The sequence below is a fragment of the Microcoleus sp. N3A4 genome (assembly GCF_036701805.1).
Taxonomy (GTDB): Bacteria; Cyanobacteriota; Cyanobacteriia; order Cyanobacteriales; family Microcoleaceae; genus Microcoleus.
In genome coordinates this window covers 72,812-89,310 of sequence record NZ_JAUBRJ010000005.1, presented here as the reverse complement: position 1 = coordinate 89,310, position 16,499 = coordinate 72,812, and the positions used below count along the sequence as shown (strand labels likewise).

Annotated in this window: 15 protein-coding genes and 1 pseudogene; 10 read left to right on the top strand and 6 right to left on the bottom strand. The window is 44.3% G+C overall.

The features are described from left to right. Positions 1-78: 78 nt before the first annotated feature. Both QUA56_RS04740 and QUA56_RS04735 read right to left on the bottom strand, forming a co-directional pair. Positions 79-1,407 (bottom strand): ABC transporter substrate-binding protein, encoded by a 1,329-nt coding sequence (locus tag QUA56_RS04740; protein WP_333353914.1) that lies wholly within the window; start codon positions 1,405-1,407, stop codon positions 79-81. Positions 1,408-1,471: 64 nt separating this feature from the next. Further along, positions 1,472-2,422: an RsmB/NOP family class I SAM-dependent RNA methyltransferase gene (locus QUA56_RS04735; RefSeq protein ID WP_333353912.1), complete on the bottom strand. Its 951-nt coding sequence runs from the start codon at positions 2,420-2,422 to the stop codon at positions 1,472-1,474. Positions 2,423-2,473: 51 nt separating this feature from the next. Here QUA56_RS04735 and QUA56_RS04730 point away from each other — a divergent pair, with 51 nt between their 5' ends. After that, a complete protein-coding gene (locus tag QUA56_RS04730; protein WP_333353909.1) occupies positions 2,474-3,052 on the top strand; it encodes a Uma2 family endonuclease in 579 nt (192 codons plus the stop codon). 37 nt (positions 3,053-3,089) lie between these two features. Then, on the top strand, positions 3,090-4,097 hold the full coding sequence (fmt, locus tag QUA56_RS04725) for a methionyl-tRNA formyltransferase (protein ID WP_333353906.1): 1,008 nt from the start codon (positions 3,090-3,092) through the stop codon (positions 4,095-4,097). A gap of 466 nt (positions 4,098-4,563) precedes the next feature. Here the strand turns inward: fmt and QUA56_RS04720 are convergent, their stop codons facing one another. The 3 genes from QUA56_RS04720 to QUA56_RS04710 form a co-directional block, all read right to left on the bottom strand. After that, the gene (locus QUA56_RS04720; RefSeq protein ID WP_333353904.1) at positions 4,564-5,805 is read right to left on the bottom strand and encodes an exonuclease SbcCD subunit D; all 1,242 of its coding nucleotides are present in this window, start codon (positions 5,803-5,805) and stop codon (positions 4,564-4,566) included. 133 nt (positions 5,806-5,938) lie between these two features. Then, entirely contained in the window at positions 5,939-6,514 is a 576-nt protein-coding gene (locus QUA56_RS04715; RefSeq protein ID WP_333353901.1) for a Uma2 family endonuclease, read from the bottom strand. 88 nt (positions 6,515-6,602) lie between these two features. Further along, the gene (locus tag QUA56_RS04710) at positions 6,603-7,880 is read right to left on the bottom strand and encodes an ATP-dependent DNA ligase (protein ID WP_333353898.1); all 1,278 of its coding nucleotides are present in this window, start codon (positions 7,878-7,880) and stop codon (positions 6,603-6,605) included. A gap of 353 nt (positions 7,881-8,233) precedes the next feature. On the opposite strand from QUA56_RS04710, the gene QUA56_RS04705 reads away from it, so the two are divergent. The 8 genes and pseudogenes from QUA56_RS04705 to QUA56_RS04670 all read left to right on the top strand — a co-directional run bounded on the left by QUA56_RS04705 (position 8,234) and on the right by QUA56_RS04670 (position 15,718). Then, positions 8,234-8,539: a glutaredoxin family protein gene (locus tag QUA56_RS04705; RefSeq protein ID WP_333354069.1), complete on the top strand. Its 306-nt coding sequence runs from the start codon at positions 8,234-8,236 to the stop codon at positions 8,537-8,539. 163 nt (positions 8,540-8,702) lie between these two features. Next, positions 8,703-10,205 (top strand): UDP-N-acetylmuramoyl-L-alanyl-D-glutamate--2,6-diaminopimelate ligase, encoded by a 1,503-nt coding sequence (locus QUA56_RS04700; RefSeq protein ID WP_333353895.1) that lies wholly within the window; start codon positions 8,703-8,705, stop codon positions 10,203-10,205. 371 nt (positions 10,206-10,576) lie between these two features. Further along, entirely contained in the window at positions 10,577-10,837 is a 261-nt protein-coding gene (locus QUA56_RS04695; RefSeq protein WP_333353892.1) for a hypothetical protein, read from the top strand. Between the two features lie 48 nt (positions 10,838-10,885). Next, a complete protein-coding gene (locus QUA56_RS04690; protein WP_333353890.1) occupies positions 10,886-11,428 on the top strand; it encodes a hypothetical protein in 543 nt (180 codons plus the stop codon). Between the two features lie 294 nt (positions 11,429-11,722). Continuing rightward, positions 11,723-12,364: pseudogene (locus tag QUA56_RS04685) on the top strand (sensor histidine kinase); the annotation flags it as partial. Positions 12,365-12,592: 228 nt separating this feature from the next. Next, positions 12,593-13,936: a guanitoxin biosynthesis MATE family efflux transporter GntT gene (gene gntT, locus QUA56_RS04680; protein ID WP_333353887.1), complete on the top strand. Its 1,344-nt coding sequence runs from the start codon at positions 12,593-12,595 to the stop codon at positions 13,934-13,936. Positions 13,937-14,172: 236 nt separating this feature from the next. After that, entirely contained in the window at positions 14,173-15,120 is a 948-nt protein-coding gene (locus QUA56_RS04675; RefSeq protein ID WP_333353884.1) for an aldo/keto reductase family protein, read from the top strand. A gap of 184 nt (positions 15,121-15,304) precedes the next feature. Further along, complete coding sequence (locus QUA56_RS04670) at positions 15,305-15,718, top strand: ester cyclase (protein WP_333353881.1); 414 nt, start codon at positions 15,305-15,307, stop codon at positions 15,716-15,718. Positions 15,719-15,916: 198 nt separating this feature from the next. Here QUA56_RS04670 and QUA56_RS04665 read toward each other — a convergent pair whose 3' ends face one another. After that, entirely contained in the window at positions 15,917-16,456 is a 540-nt protein-coding gene (locus QUA56_RS04665; RefSeq protein ID WP_333353879.1) for a DUF1349 domain-containing protein, read from the bottom strand. Positions 16,457-16,499 lie beyond the last annotated feature (43 nt).

The window sequence follows — 16,499 nt, the reverse complement described above, 5'->3', positions numbered from 1 at the left end:
TTAATCGAGGCTTCAAGTCTTGCGATCGAATACAGTGAAAGCGGAGAATTTACAGCAAAAAAATTTATTTTCCCTTCTCTATTTCCCTTTTGCTGTTGCAGTATCTAAAGTTAGTGTCAAACGCTCTTGAGCTTCTTTAAGGGCGTCTTGGGGGTTGCGGCCGAGAAGGGTTGCCTCTATGGCGCGACCGAGGTTTTCTGACAGGCGGGAGTAACCTGAGATAATGGGTCGCGCTCTGGCTGAGTTCATTTGCTCTAAAAATACTCTCAAAACAGGGTTTTTTTCCACAAAGCTTTGATAAGTTTGGCTCTGTCTCGATTTTAAGTTAATTGGCAAGTAACCGGTTCCCAATGCCCATGCTGTTTGGAATTCTTCACCTAGAACGTATTCTAAGAATTCTCTGGCAGCTTTTTCGCGTTCTGGGGAGGTTTTCATTAAAAATAGGTTTTCACCCCCAACGACGGCTGCGGGCCGTTTGAGGGCGGGTATCGACATCACTGCGTAGTCGATCGGGCTTTGCTGCAATTGTGCTAGCGTCCACGGCCCGGTGATTTGCATGGCGACTTTGCCGGCGATGAAGTTGTCGAGTTCGTAACCGCGTTCGGGTGCTGACAGTATTGCTGAACCTTCTTTTAACAAGTCGCTCCACAATTCTAAGGCGGCGCGAGAACCGGGATTGTCTATTTGGGGTACGGGACTTTGAGGTGTTTCGGCTTTGAGTTCGCCGCCTGCGCTGAACATGAATGGCAGCCAGGTAAATACCGTCCATTCTCCTTTGCCTAGGGGGAGCACTATGCCGTGTTGGTCTGTGCGGCCGTCTCCGTTGGTGTCTCGCGTGAGCGATCGGGCTGCTTGCTTTAATTGCGCCCAATTCTGGGGAACTTTTTTGATTCCTGCTGCTTTAAATAAGCTGGGACGGTAAAATATGGCTGCGTTGTTTGTGGCTAGGGGAACTGACCAAGTATGTCCGCCCAGTTCCATTGACTCGAAGAGTGCCGGGTCGATTTCGGCTTTCCTGGGCGATTTGTCTAGCCAGTTTTCTAAGGGTTGAATTGCGTTGAGTTCTGCTAGTTTTCCGGCAATTGTGGGTACATTAAACAGCAACTCTGGCGGCGCATTTCCTACTATTGATGTGAGGATTTTTGGCAGTTGTTGGTCTGGCTGACCGATGTAAATTGGTTCTACTTGGATCTTGGGATGTGTTTTGTTGAATTTGTCGGTGAGGGTTTGAAATACGTCGCGATTGGGCGGGGGGTTAATGCCGTGCCACAGTGTAATCTTGATTTTTTCGCTGTTTGTTTGGGGGTTTTGACAGCCGCTTAATATTAGCAAATTTAAAATAAGTAAAATGCAAGCAGCTAGTTTTAGTTGCATTTTTATGGCTTTGGATAATTGTGATAAAATCATTTTTTAGTTGTATTCAGGGAAGAAGTTTTTTTAACCGCAGATGAACGCGGATGGACGCGGATAGTTAGAGGTTGGTAAAACGGGCTAATTCTAGAAAATCTGCGGGTAGCTGATTTGTCTGTCCTTCTGAGGTATTTTGAAACAAAACTGTGAAAGCTCCGGCTCCTAGTTTATCTTGCGGCCACATCCGATAGCAAGGAATTTCTGTCAGGTGCGATCGATATTTTTCTAAATGAGGAACAGTGACTGGCCCAAATTCGGGAAATTTGCTTAACAGCCATTCGCTGACTCGTTCGTTTTCTGCGGTTGAATAAGTGCAGGTCATGTAAGCAAGATAACCTTGGGGCGCTACAATTTTAGCAGAATTGGCTAAAATTCTTTTTTGGCGGTTGGCATTGCTGTTGATGGTGACATGATGAAAGCAGCCGGGTGCTTTGTCTCCTTTTGCTAAGAGTGATTGACCAGTACAAGGAGCATCTACTATTACTAAATTAGCAGTTTGTGGTATTTTTTCGGCAAGTATTTTTGAATCGACGTTAGCGGCGGCAGATGGTAGAATTTGGCAGCGTCTTAAATTAGAGATCAGCATTCCCATGCGTTTGCCTGTGACTTCGTTGCACAACAGCAATTCTGGGTTTAATGTTTTCCAGGCAAATACACTTTTGCCTCCGGGGGCGGCGCACATATCTAAAATTAGTTTGATTGGTTGCGGTATTGTTAGTAAGGTGGAGGCGGCGAAGATTGAGGAAAAGTCGAGACAGTAGTAATTTCCGGCTTGATGTAAGGAATGTTTTCCGGGCTTGGATTCTAAGGCTAGTCTATCTACAAATTCCGGTTGCCAAGAAACTGGATGTTCGAGAATAAATGGGTTTTCTGTTGGTTTTGGTTGCAGCCACAAGATGGCAGGATTAAAAGGTTGGGGATTTGTGACGGCCTGAATAAACTGTTCTTGTTCGGCGGTGTCGGCAAATAAGCTGCGGCTGAGTTTAAGCAGGAGATTAGATGGGCTTTCCATGTTCTGACAGATATGATAAGATTGAGATGAACACTAAAAACTGTAAATCCGATGATAATTCCTAGTGTAGAACAGTTAGATTTAACTTTGGAAGAATGGATGCAAAATCCTCCTGACGGGACGGAGTGGGCGGACGGTAAAGTTATAGTCAAACATCCTGTAGAACTTGTCAATGGAGAAGTAGTGGGCAAACCGGGAATGACTGCAAAGACTCGCCGCATTCAATCAAAGCTAGATTATTACTGGAGAAGTTACATGATCTCAAGCGGGCAAGGAGGCGAGGTTTATGTGGAAGTCACTTGTCAAACTCTGAAAAAAGGGCGAATACCCGATGTATCTTATATTACTCCTGAACTGTTGGCGCAAGTTGGGGAGTTTTCAGTTTTGGCGCAGAGTTTTCCGCTGCTAGCTGAGATTGTTTCGCCTAGCGATTTTGCAGATGATGTTTTTGCTAAGGCACAGGAGTATTTAGAATCGGGATGTTTGGAAGTTTGGCTGCTGTTTCCTAAGAGTAGTTGGGTGTTAGTAATTACTCAAAGTCAGGTGGTTTTGTTCAAGCCTGGTGAGGTGGCGATAACTCAGGTTGTTTTGGCAGGATTTAGGGTGGCGGTGGATGAATTAATGGCGTAGTTTTGTTGTTATTATTGTACGAAATAAGTAAAAATCTATGAAAATTGTCTTTTTTGGCACTCCCGACTTTGCTGTTCCTAGTTTATCCAGTTTGCTAAGCCATCCAGAATTTGAGGTTGTGGGTGTGGTGACTCAGCCGGACAAACGCCGGGGAAGGGGCAATAAATTGATGCCTTCACCTGTAAAAGATGCGGCTTTAAATCACAGTCTCCCGGTTTGGCAGCCGCGACGAATTAAGAAGGATGCGGAAACGCTTGCTAAGTTGCGGGAAGCGGCGGCCGATGTTTTTGTGGTGGTAGCTTACGGCCAGATTCTTTCTCAAGAAATTCTGGATATTCCTAATTTGGCTTGCGTTAACGTTCACGGTTCAATTTTGCCGAAGTATCGCGGTGCCGCGCCGATTCAGCGCTGTCTTGTTGACGGGGAAAAGGCGACGGGAATTACTACTATGCTGATGGATGCTGGCATGGATACTGGGGCGATGCTGTTGAAGGCTTTTGCTGGTATTTCACTGTTGGATAATGCTGATTCTTTGGGTGACAGGTTGGCGGAAGTTGGGGCGGATTTGTTAGTGGAAACTTTGGTGAAATTGAGGGATGGGGAAGTTAAAGCTGTTGTTCAAAATGATGCTGAGGCGACTTACGCACCGATGATTAAGAGTGCGGATTATGTGCTGGATTGGTCGAAAAGTGCGATCGACCTTCACAATCAAGTTAGGGGCTTTTTCCCGGATTGCACGACGACTTTTCGCGGCAATTCTTTGAAGGTGATGGCTACTGTGCCCGTGGGGCCGGAATATTGGCTGCAAATGCCGCCGGAGTTGAGGGTTTTGGAACGCGAATGGCCTGTTTTGTCCCAGTTGTCGGGGGAGAATGGGGCTGTTGTGAAGGTTGTGAAGGGCTTGGGGGCGATCGTCCAAACCGGTGATGGTTTATTATTGTTGCGGGAGGTGCAGTTAGCGGGGAAAAAGGTGCAGTCTGGGGTGGATTTTGCGAACGGAACTCGGTTGGTTGTAGGGGAGATTTTTGGGAATGCTGATTCGTGAATTACAACAATAGATTACTAGAGGGGGAGGCAAACTGTGTATATCTTATTTGATGGCAACTGGGACGAACCAGAAATAGAGATATCTGATTCGCCACGAGGTTTGATCGAACTGGGAGAACTTTGCATAAGCATCAGTGAAGATTTGAAGCTTCACGCGGAGAAAATAAAGTCCGAGTTTTATCCTGAAAACCTGGAAGGTATTTCCATGAAGTTGTCTTCGATAAAAAATCCAGAAGGATTAGACTTAATCAAAATTCACCTAAACCAAAGAAATCTGGTATTTGAAGGTTCTAAATCTGCTTTTCATGATCTGGGTATGTCATTGCTAAACTACTTCCATGAAAATAGTCGACAACCTGAACATTTTCACCTATACTATGTGGAAGGCGATTGTCTATTAGCACCTACTAACTGTCACGTAATATTTCTGTGTAGAGATCCGCATATAACGTGACAGACAATACCTAAAATTCTACCAAAACTTCCTCGCCACCACCCAACAAACCCTGCGCCGCCTCTAACATACTCTCCGCAACATCTTTCAAATCTTCGCGACTTGCCAGATAAGTTTTCAAAGCTTCTAACGGTTCTATACTATTATTAGCATTCAATTCTGGCAGCCGCGGCCTTGCTAGCTGACTGACTAATTCCGGTTGAATTGTGTAGCTGTGCGCTTCGCCCAGAAGTGCGTGCAATTCTGCGTTGTCGATTAAATCCAATTGTTCCGATCGCACTTGGTAAATCAACCTCACAACCGCATCGTTTATCTCTTTTTTACCAATAGCTTTCACTAACTCCGCCTGCGGGTTTTCCGCTTCCGAAACATTGACTTTCACAGTAATAAATACCCGCACGGGCAAAGCACAAAATTCCCACTCTGCTTTCCCCCGTTCCAAGTTAACTAACACAAAACCTTTGTCTTCTTTCTCTTCGCTAAAATCAACTCGTTCGATACTTCCGGGATAAATTACTGGCGGATTGTTGGAAGCATTGAGATTTTGGTGTTTGTGAACGTGGCCGAGAGCAACGTAATCAAAACAAGGGCGAGTTAGCATGGAAACGGGAATGTTAAAGCCTTTACCAACTGCTAAAAAACGCTCGGCGCCCAGACTTGCTTTATCTGCCATTAAGTGCGCTAAAAGTACGGTTGGTATGTCGGGGTTGAGGCGGCGAATTTCGCCTTCCATTGCGATCGTCAGTTTTTCGGTTAATAATTGGTTAACATCGCCCATAGAAAGGTTTTCAGTCTCGGAACGTGTCATTAAGGTCGATCGAGTCAACCAAGGCAATGTTACCACCTGTACGGGCCCGCTGCGGGTTTGAATCAGGTGAGTGTCCAGGCGATCGCCTACAATAAACTTAGGTATCCCCAAAGTCCGATAAATTCCCAAACTCGCGCCGCCTTGTCCCTGAGAATGTTGGTCGTGATTTCCTACTAGCAAAACCGTCGGAATTTGCGCGTCCACCAAGCGGCTGAATTGGCGAGCAAAAGCCTCTTTTACAAACGGTGGAGGCGTCGAATCCGGGAAAGCATCGCCGCCGAATACGACTAAATCTACGGGTTCAGAAATTGCTCTATCCATACATTTGCTCAGCGTCGCCGCGAAGTCTTCCAAGCGCGTATTTAAACCAGTTTCTGGATTAATGCGCCCGTGGGAAAAGCCGCTTCCCATGTGAATATCTGAAAGGTGTAAGATTTTAATCATTGGTTATGGGTTATGGGTTATGGGTTATGGGTTATGGGTTATGGGTTATGGGTTATTTGTTGTGAGGACTTAAGTCCTCAGAAGAAGGACTTGCCTTCGTGACAACGAACCAAAGAAAGTTTTTTTTCATAAATCACAATATTATGCCGGGGACTTTTTCATATATCTCGCTAATTGCACAACTAAAATTCGCACTAACAAATTCTACTGTATCTCCTTGTCGGTAAGTCTGAGAAACCCAGTTACCCTCAGCATTGAGTCTAAAACATTCAATTTTGATTTCGGATTGAGTGATTAACACGTATTCTTGCAAACTCGATGCAGTTTGGTAATCGACAAATTTATCGCCCCTGTCAAAAGATGCAGTTGAGGGCGACAATACCTCAACTACCAAAGATGGATATAAAATGAAGTCTTCAGTAGAACTTGTATCTCTTTCGTCGCAAGTCACCGCTACATCAGGATAGTAATAGCAATTTGCCTCTTCCAGTCGTACTTTTATATCTGATGAAAGAACTAAGCAGGAACTCTCGCGGAGATGATTGTTAAGCAAACTTGCTAAATTTACTGAAATAACAATATGAGGTTTTTTTGCACCCGTCATTGCATAGACGTGTCCGCGTCTATACTCGTGTTTGATGGGGCTGACTCGTTCGCCTTCTAGGTAATCTTCTGGGGAAATGTAGAAATTATTTTTGCTAACAAACATTGATGTTTCCTCCGATATTTTTATTTTACACTATTGGTTAATAATCGCATACCCGGGTGGGAAACGGCAGTGCCGTTTCCCTACAAATTTAACAAAATTCCAGAAATCGTGCGTGCCAAAGTTTGCCGCTTTCTGTCAAACCCTGCGATCGCACTTTAATTTTGACACTTTTGGGGTTAGCCTCGTAGAGTCGGGCAATTTCCTGCATTTCCTCCCCACTAAACCCGGTTCCCACTGTTCCTACTGGCACTAATTTGCCATCGATTTCTCGCGCAACTTTGACGGCGCTAAAGGGCCGCCCCGCAACTTTTGTAGCCGTCAATCCCACAATAAATAAATCATGTTCCTGACAGTATTTAGTCCTCACCATCGGATATTTTTTAACATCTTTGCCGCCGACATAGCGGCAGTTGTGCAACACCCAAACTTCACCTTCTCTATTTTCAGATTCCTGCTGATTTGCCAGTACGAGTTTTTCGGCGGCGGTGCGAAATGTCGGTACAACTTCAAAGGCTGTGGATAAATTCGCCAGCATTTCGCCAACTTCAACTCCCGCTGCAATTCGTTCGGATTCTGCCACGGTAGTTAAGTCATTGCCTTTGAAAAACAAACTTTTAAAAATGGCATAAATTGCGCTGGGCTGGATTGTGGGAAAGCCGCTTTCAATATTAACAGTAGCAGCTTGCGCGCCGGTGCGGTGTTCGCTGCCGGTAAAGCTTTTGTAATACAGTTCGCCGTCTAAAACAAAGGTGCCAATTTTAGCGGCTGTGTCGATTAATGTGCGATCGATCTCAACCGATGCCTGTTGCCGCAGGTTAGTCGATCGCGATTGGTAGTATACTTTATCTGGCGTCGCGATGACAACTACTCGATTGCCGTCGCGCTTCGGCTGCCCCCAATAATCGGGATTTTCGATATAATAAGAACGATCGCTCGGTGCGTCAACTGGCTGCATCGTCACAATCCTTCCCGGCTGCAAGTGCGGTGGCAATTCGGCAACAATGGGATTGTTGGCAGTTTCTATTATTGGGGCGGAAGTTGATTGTTTAGCAGGAGCGAAATCGGCGGTAGAATTGTTTGGAGTATTGAGGGCGATCGGCTTTTCTCCGGTTTCCAATTCAAAAGCTCTTTTCCAAAAGCCAAAAGCCATTTCCGGGTATCCTTCCGACTCCGCGCACAGTGCAAAACCAATAACTTTTGCCGTACCAATCCCGCGCCCGTAATCAGCTAAATACTGCACGGCACCCGCTTCACCCATCAAGTGCAATCCTCGCGTGACGATGCGATTGTTCCAGCGTTCTCGAATGTCGGCGCTAATTTTTTTGGCTGCTTTTCGCTTGGCTTCTGCGTATTCCGTGTAGTCCATACTGCCTCCTTTTGTAGGGCTGCTTATATAATATACTAAAGCTTGATTTATTAGTCAAGGTTAAGTTGACAATTAGGTTTTGTGAATAAATTTAAGTCTTTCATTTGTGAACTAGATTTATTTTTTTACCGCAGAGGCGCAGAGGGCACAGAGGAAGAGAAGAAAAAGAGCGATGGGCTGGTAGTTGCGTTTTGATAGTCAAGCCCGGTAATTGGTTCGTCGCAAATGCTAAGATAACTTCGATCGCGCATTGCGACCAATAAAGCCGTGAGTTGCGTCTTGCTCGCGTTGGGTTAGCCAACTTGCGATCGGACGTTTGAGAATTTAAGATCGAGTTTAATTTTACTCTTATGATGCGATTGATTTTGTACAGCAAACCCGGCTGCCACTTGTGCGAAGGGTTGCAAGAAAAACTCGAACAGATTGAAAGCCTCAAGTTTCAACTCGAAGTCAGAGATATTACCGAACGCGATGATTGGTTTCAAGCTTATCAGTACGAAGTTCCAGTTTTGTTTAAAGTGCAGCCCCAGGCAAGGAATTCTGCTGGCGAGGCTGCATTCTCCCCTGAAGAACTGTTACCCCGTCCTTCTCCCCGCTGTAGTGTCGCCCAATTGGAGCAAATGTTACAGAAATATTTGCAAAGCGATCGGTCACAATAATACGATTTACGCAAAAACTCAGGTATTAATCCCGGCCTCGGGGTGCGCGGTGCACACTTTACTGTAAACCTGTAGGGTTTGCACAGCAAAAGCCTGTAGATAGCGACTCAAAAAATGTGTTGCACAAGTCATATTCAAGACATCCAAGTAAGGAGTTTTTCAGATGAAATTGAGAGAATTATTAGCAGCAGTTCCCAGCATTTCCTTTGACGCCAAACATCCCGCCCTCGATGCCGAAGTCAAGGGTTTATCGACTAATTCTCACGCTTGCAAGTCGGGCGATTTATTTTTGGGAATGGCGGGAACGCGCGTAGATGGGGGAGATTTTTGGCAAAGTGCGATCGAATCTGGTGCTGTTGCCGCCATAATTTCCACCCAAGCAGCCGCAAAAACACCTTCCGAAGACGGGGGTACTTGCGTCATCGCAGCAGCCGATATGGCTCAAGTTTGCGGTCAAATAGCAACTGCTTTTTACGGCAATCCAGCTAGCAAATTAAAACTTGTCGGCGTTACCGGCACGAACGGCAAAACTACAACAACTCATTTAATCGAATTTCTGCTCAATGAACTGCAGTTGCCGGCAGCGATTTTCGGCACGCTTTATACTCGCTGGCCTGGCTTCCAACAAACTGCACTTTACACCACACCTTTTGCGGTTGACCTGCAAAAACAACTCGCAGAAGCTCTAGTCGCCGGATGCAAATATGGCGTGATGGAAGTCAGTTCCCACGCCCTAGCACAGCAGCGAGTTTTGGGCTGTTGTTTTGAAGTTGCTGTCTTTACAAATTTGACTCAAGACCATCTCGATTATCACCGCGATATGGAGGATTATTTTGAGGCAAAAGCGCTTTTATTCAGTCCAAATTACCTCAAAAATCGGGCGGTAGTTAATATTGATGACCCCTACGGACGGCGGATAGTTGAAACCCTTACATCTGACAAAGTTTGGAGTTATAGCACTAGCAACCAAAAAGCAGATTTATATGCTTTTGATTTACAATATCAGCCCAATGGAGTTAAGGGAATGCTGCACACTCCGAAGGGCGAAACTGCTTTTGTTTTGCCTTTAGTCGGTCAGTTCAATTTATCAAATATGTTGGCTGCTGTCGGTGCTGTTTTAGAATTGGGTTTAGATTTGTCCGCAATTGTGGAGAAATTATCTCAGTTTTCGGGAGTACCGGGACGGATGGAACGGGTGCAAATTAGCCCGGAACAAGATATTAGCGTTATTGTCGATTACGCGCACACTCCCGACAGTTTGGAGAACTTGCTGAAAGCGTCGCGGCCGTTTATTCCGGGTCAGATGATTTGCGTGTTTGGCTGCGGCGGCGATCGCGATCGCACGAAACGCCCGATCATGGGTAAAATCGTTGCAGAATTAGCCGATTTAACTGTTGTTACTTCCGACAATCCGCGCACTGAAAATCCCGATCGCATTTTGGAGGATGTTTTAGCAGGAATTCCCGCCGCAGTAAAGCCGGTCGTGATGCGCGATCGAGCCGCTGCAATTCGCACTGCTATTATGGACGCTAAACCGGGAGATGGCGTGCTGATTGCAGGGAAAGGACACGAAGATTATCAGATTTTGGGCACTGAAAAAGTCCATTTTGACGATCGAGAACAAGCGCGAGATGCCTTGAAAGCCAGGATAAATTCGGTTAACTGAATTCGGTTAACTGTTAACGGTTAGCTGTTCGCGGTTAACTGTTAACGGTTAGCTGTTCGCGGGCTGGGAAATTAGTTTTATTTTTCAGTATTGATACGAAGGTAGAATCTGATTGGCACTAGATTATAATTGTCAAGCAAAATATTTTAATCACAAAATAATTATTTCTATGATAGAACTAACTGGTTATCAAATTCTCGATCGAATTTACAGCATATTCGGTGGTTCGTGAAGTACACTATAAAGCTCTATTGTGCGGTACGTGTTATGTAGGGTGCGTCGCTGCTCGTGTTTAATGGAACTTGCAGATTGACTGGTGGCGACGCACCTTACTTACGACCCTTGTTGTGTGTACCGCATATACATGGAATATGCTGTATTCAGGCACTCGCACCCTAGTTTATCGCGGAATTCGCCTCTGCGACCAAAAACCGATCGCCATTAAAGTCTTGCGGAACGAGTATCCCAGCTTCAGCGAACTCTTGAATTTTCGCAATCAATACACGATCGCCAAAAACCTCAACTTGCCCGGAATTATTCAAACCTACAGCGTGGAAGCGTACCAGAATGGCTATGCGTTGATCGTGGAAGACTTTGGGGGAATTTCCCTGAACGCTATTTATGACTTATAGCATCAAGCGACCTTAAATCTTCTGGGTGATTCTAGCGATCCGAGTTGCTTGTCCGGCGAAAGCTATCGGGTTGCTGAAGATATTCCCGCACAGGTGGCGGCGAACGATCGTACAGGGTTATTTTTTAGTTACGTTTGCCAGCAGCATCTTAATTATTTGTTCGGTGATTATGCCACAGCAATTGAGAAGTCAAACGCTGCTAAACCCTACTTTGAAAACTGTGTTTCCTCGCTGCCAACGGTGCTGCACTTCTTTTACGATTCTCTGGCACAACTGGCAATTTACGCGACTGCAACGCCTCCACAACGCCAGCAAATTCTCAAGTGCATTAACGCGAATCAGAAACAACTGAAGAAATGGGGGCACTATGCCCCAATGAATTACCAACATAAGTTTCTTTTGGTAGAAGCAGAACGGTATCGGGTACTGGGGCAAAAACTAAAAGCGATCGACTATTACGATCGCGCCATCTCCCTCGCCAAAGAAAACCAATTCCTCAACGAAGAAGCCTTAGCAAACGAACTCGCCGCCAAATTCTACCTCGACTGGGGCAAAGAAAAAGTCGCCGCAGGCTATATGCAGGAAGCTTAGGATCGCGAATTAAATAACTTACAATTTTAATTGTTATGGTGGGATGGGCTCTTATAGCCCGTCCAAAAAGGGCGGGCTATAAGAGCCCATCCCCTACTCCCCACTTTCAAGAGTGTAAGTTATTTAATTCTCATTCCTTACTAATGTTACGCCCGCTGGGGAGCCAAAGCGAAAACCGATGACCTAGAAAAACGTTATCCCGATCTGCTGCGCCCTATCTTACAACAGTCCGCCCAACCGATCTCTATTCTAGAAACCTTATCCACCCTCACCAATCCCACCTACTCCATTTAATTGATTGAGAAAGCAGAGGAAATAGATTTAGATTATCTAGTAGAAGATTTGCCCAAGATGTTGAGCTCCATGAAAATTGGGTGCGATCGCATCAAAAACATTAGCACCTCCCTCCGCACTTTCTCCCGCGCCGATACGGCCAATAAAGTTGAGGCTAATATCCACGAAGGACTCAATAGCACTTTGATGATTTTACGCCATCGCCTGAAAGCGAACGAAAAGCATCCTGAAATTCAAATCATTAAAGATTACGGCAAGATTCCCAAAGTAAAATGTTATTTGGGACAATTAAACCAGGTATTTATGAATCTGCTGGCAAATGCGATCGATGCCTTAGAAGAATCGAATCAAGGACGGAATTTTGCCGAAATTCAATCCCATCCCAATCAAATCACTATTCGGACGCAAGTGGAAGGTGAACAGGTAAAAATTGCCATCGCCGATAACGGAAACGGAATGTCGGAACAGGTAAAAAATCGTATTTTCGACCATCTATTTACCACTAAAGACGTGGGCAAAGGAACTGGGTTGGGACTGGCGATCGCCCGTCAAATTGTAGAAGAAAAACACGGCGGAAAACTGAGTTGTATTTCTGCACTGGGAGAAGGAACGGAGTTTGTCATTGAAATTTTTATTGATTAAAACTAATAGACATCGTGCAAAAGTCTATCTTGCGATGGATTCCACTTGACGGGGTGACAACTCCTCTGGAACCTTGATGGTAAAAGCATTAAAGCCCCTGAACCTCAAACAAGATAGCGGATTATTGACAGGCTGATTGACTCATAACCCAATACGGTTCAGTATTTCAAGTTGACATTAGGCAAAAAATACTGATAAACTAGACTGGAGTATCTATCCCAAGGGACTTTGACATTGCTTCAATACGACTTTCTATATCGCTTTCTGAAAATGGCTGCTGTCAACGTAGCCTCGAATATTACAATACCCTTATCCGGTGCAATCAGCGTAGCTTTCCTGGGACACCTGTCAAACATTAGTTATTTAGCAGGGGTGGCATTAGGAGCTATCTTGTTTGATTTTCTCTACGAAAGTTGTTCCTTTATCAAGTCAGGAACAACTGCAATTACGTCTCAAGCAGTTGGACGAGATGACCGAGAAGAAATGCTTCTAGCAGGACTACAAAATGGTTTAATCGCTTTGGGATTGGGTATGCTTTTTCTGCTGCTGCAATACCCTTTGGGAAAGCTCGGATTTATGTTGTTGAACGCTACTCCCGATGTGCAACTTGCCGGGATTAATTACTTTAATAGTCGGATTTGGGGAGCGCCTGCGGCTTTCGTCAACTTAGTCTTAATTGGATGGTTTCTTGGAAGAGAACAAAACCGCAAGGTTCTTTTACTCACTATTATTGGGAATGTTGCTAATATTGCACTGAATTACCTTTACATTGTCGTTTGGGATTGGTCAAGCATGGGGGCGGGATTGTCGCAGGCTATTAGCCAGTATCTAACCTTATTTGTAGGGCTTGTGATGATTGGCCGTGAATTTTCGTTAAAAGAAATAGGTACTTTAACAGGAAAAGCCCTAAATTTGTCTGCATTACAAACTGCTTTTGTTCTGAATGGCAATCTATCTGTTAGGTCTATAGTTATCGTATCTATTTTTGTCCTTTTCAATGCTTTTAGTGCAACATTGGGCACTGAAGTTCTGGCTGAAAATGTTTTACTCCTCCAAATAGTAGCATTAAGTATGTATATGTGTGATGGAGTAGAATACGCTACTGTAAGTTTAATCGGTAACTTTCAAGGTCAAGGAACAACACATAAATTTGTGCCACTTTTGCAAATTGCATTAGCAACCAATCTGGCGATTAGTTTAATAGTTGGGCTAGCTGCTTTCTTTTTTCCTGACCCTATATTTCATCTGTTCACTAGCCATTCTGAATTGATAGAAGCAATTAAAATTTATATCCTTTGGATACCCATTGTTGTAGTGGGCGCGGGAGTTGCTTATATTCTAGATGGATATTTTTCTGGCTTGGGTGAGGGTTCTGCTGTACGCAATACGTACTTAGTCAGCGGCTTACTGGGACTGATCTCTCTATGTTTATCAACCTTTTATTTTCATAGCAATCATTTTTTATGGTTAGCATTATCCGTATTTATGCTATCTTGCACGTTAATGTCGGGAATACAGTTACCTATGACTTTGCAATCAAATGAGGAGAAGGAGGCTGTTGCCAACTCATAATTTAATCGATCTTGAAAATACCGCTTAAACTCTCATTGCCCTGTAGTATAGCCGTTCTCAGAAAGATGAGGTACGTAGTTGGGCTTCAGCCCTATACGTTTAAGTCGTTATATAATCTGTCAATCATACCTCATCTTTTTAAGAAAGGCTATATCTTGAACGGTTACAATTATTTTGACGAGTTATATTCATTTTTTGTAAATGAATATAAAAAAACATTGAAATAAGAAATACAAATGAAATACAGAAAATTGGGTAACAGCGAATTGCATATTTCAGAAATCAGTCTTGGTTCCTGGGGTATTTGTGAGGGTGTAGAACAGCAAAATGCAGAGGCTTGCATTTACAAAGCCTTTGACGTTGGTATTAACTTCATTGACACTTCTAATTCTTATGCGGCTGGCGGCGCTGAGTCATTTCTAGGGGAAGTATTACAAGGAATTGAGCGATCGTCCTATATCCTAGCGACCAAGGTCTTCTTTCCCACGTCACCTACTGACCGAGGACTGTCAGCAGCCCAGATCGGAAAACAAATCGATGCTTCTTTAAACCGATTGCGTACCGATTATGTTGACTTGTATCAATGTCATCGCTACGATCCGAACACACCTTTAGAGGAAACAATGACGGCACTCACTGAGGTAGTGCGTCAGGGAAAAGCTCGTTACATCGGCTTTAGCGAGTGGAGTCCAGAGCAAATTCAATCTGCGTTCAGTATTGCTGATGTTGAACGCTTTGTTTCCAGTCAGCCTCAGTATTCTATGCTGTGGCGCACACCGGAAGCTGAAGTGTTTCCATTGTGTGCAGCTAATGGTGTTGGTCAGATTGTTTGGTCGCCATTAGCTCAAGGTGTACTTGCAGGTAAATACCAGCCAGGACAAGTTCCACCTCAAAATTCTCGCGCTGCAAATGAAAAAATGAATTGGTTTTTGCTGGAGGAGTTGTTTAGCGATCGCATTCTAACAGCAGTACAGAAACTCAAACCCATTGCCCAAGACTTAGGGTTAAGTATGCCACAGTTAGCCCTGGCCTGGGTACTACGCTCTGAGTGCGTATCTTCAGCCATTATCGGTGCTAGTCGCCCGGAACAAATTGTTGATAACGCTGCTGCATCAGGAATACAACTGGATGCGGATGTATTGGCAGCAATCGATCGATCGCTGTTATCAGTTGTAGGCAAGTGAGGAAAGTAGGTGAGGACTTACGCAGGGAGTCCCAGAAACCGGGTTTTTGAGATCGTATGTGGGTCAAAACGAAGTATTTTTGTCAAAAAACCCGGTTTCTTTGGTTGGGTGCGTAAGTCTTGACAAGTTTACAAGGTAACAGAGTTCGTGTATGATTTACCTGTCAAACTAGAAATGAGATGCTATGAATACCCTGACTAATAAGGAAGTAGTTAAACTGTTTTTTGAAATTTATAACAATCAAGATTACGAAGCTGCATATAAGTATATTGTGCCGAATTATCTAGATCACGGGCTACCTCAAGTGCGAAGCGTCGAGGATGCGATTGAGATACTGAAGGCGACTCACAAAGCCTTTCCAGATATCAAAGTGGTGATTGACGATCTCATTGAAGAAAATGACAAAGTTGTATTTCGAGGTCACTTTACAGCTACGCACCTGGGTGAGTTTGTTGGTATGGCTGCCAGTGGAGTGAAAGTAGAATTTGAGGCATTAGAAATATTTAAGATTGAGAACCAGCAGATTACAGAATCTTGGGGATATTGGCCAATGTCAGATATTGTAAGCCAGATTCAGGCTTCTGAGAAGGTTGATTGATAGCCAAAGTGTGAGTTCAGATTCACAATACTCATCGACAAATTTCAAAGTGGCATGAAACCGAGATGTTGCACCATTCTCAATAAGCTTTTTATGAACAGGCTTTCCGGCCTGTGAAGCGAGAAAATTCACTCTTCGCTTCACAGGCCGGAAAGCCTGTGAAGCGAGAATGGTGCAAGATGTGAGATGAAAGGAAGATTACGATCCTGTAGCATTGACCTGATAATCCTCAAACGTTACCTCGAATCCATCTCCGTCTGGGGAGGCACACATAACGCCTACTTGAAGCATTTCATAGGGTAAATACGTCATTCTGAGCATTGCATAGTTAGAAGCTTCATTTAAATAGAAAATTTGGATAGCTTCTTTAGAGCGTTCAACGCGCAAATGTAAAACATCAGGGGGATTCGGCAAGGGAATGACTGACCAATCTGAATAGTCATGGGTAACGACAGCACTCAGATTTTGTACGCCATCAACATATTCAATACCTGTCTTGATCCAATGCTTTTCATCGGCACGCAGCATGATGCCCGCCTGGTCGTAGATATCTTTGTAATTGCCGCGTATTTTGACATCAACAACAAAATCAGTGCTGATCGAATCAAAGTAAAAATGTCCGGTGTCACGAATAAACCCATAATGGGTAATTCGCCAGAAATCTGTTTTGGGAGAAGTTTTGACAATCAAACGATCGCCTGAGTCTGTCCATTTGGAGGGTTCATTGAGCCATTGCATAGAGTTTCATCCTGTTCAAAATAGTTGATTAACGTGAGTTCGA

Bases quoted from the DNA above. Each gene is read 5' to 3' on its own strand.
- QUA56_RS04700 (WP_333353895.1), top strand. From the start codon at position 8,703: ATGAAATTGAGAGAATTATTAGCAGCAGTTCCCAGCATTTCCTTTGAC.
- QUA56_RS04740 (WP_333353914.1), bottom strand. From the start codon at position 1,407: ATGATTTTATCACAATTATCCAAAGCCATAAAAATGCAACTAAAACTA.
- QUA56_RS04670 (WP_333353881.1), top strand. From the start codon at position 15,305: ATGAATACCCTGACTAATAAGGAAGTAGTTAAACTGTTTTTTGAAATT.
- QUA56_RS04730 (WP_333353909.1), top strand. From the start codon at position 2,474: ATGATAATTCCTAGTGTAGAACAGTTAGATTTAACTTTGGAAGAATGG.
- QUA56_RS04720 (WP_333353904.1), bottom strand. From the start codon at position 5,805: ATGATTAAAATCTTACACCTTTCAGATATTCACATGGGAAGCGGCTTT.
- QUA56_RS04715 (WP_333353901.1), bottom strand. From the start codon at position 6,514: ATGTTTGTTAGCAAAAATAATTTCTACATTTCCCCAGAAGATTACCTA.
- QUA56_RS04705 (WP_333354069.1), top strand. From the start codon at position 8,234: ATGCGATTGATTTTGTACAGCAAACCCGGCTGCCACTTGTGCGAAGGG.
- QUA56_RS04665 (WP_333353879.1), bottom strand. From the start codon at position 16,456: ATGCAATGGCTCAATGAACCCTCCAAATGGACAGACTCAGGCGATCGT.
- QUA56_RS04675 (WP_333353884.1), top strand. From the start codon at position 14,173: ATGAAATACAGAAAATTGGGTAACAGCGAATTGCATATTTCAGAAATC.
- QUA56_RS04695 (WP_333353892.1), top strand. From the start codon at position 10,577: ATGCTGTATTCAGGCACTCGCACCCTAGTTTATCGCGGAATTCGCCTC.
- QUA56_RS04735 (WP_333353912.1), bottom strand. From the start codon at position 2,422: ATGGAAAGCCCATCTAATCTCCTGCTTAAACTCAGCCGCAGCTTATTT.
- fmt (WP_333353906.1), top strand. From the start codon at position 3,090: ATGAAAATTGTCTTTTTTGGCACTCCCGACTTTGCTGTTCCTAGTTTA.
- QUA56_RS04710 (WP_333353898.1), bottom strand. From the start codon at position 7,880: ATGGACTACACGGAATACGCAGAAGCCAAGCGAAAAGCAGCCAAAAAA.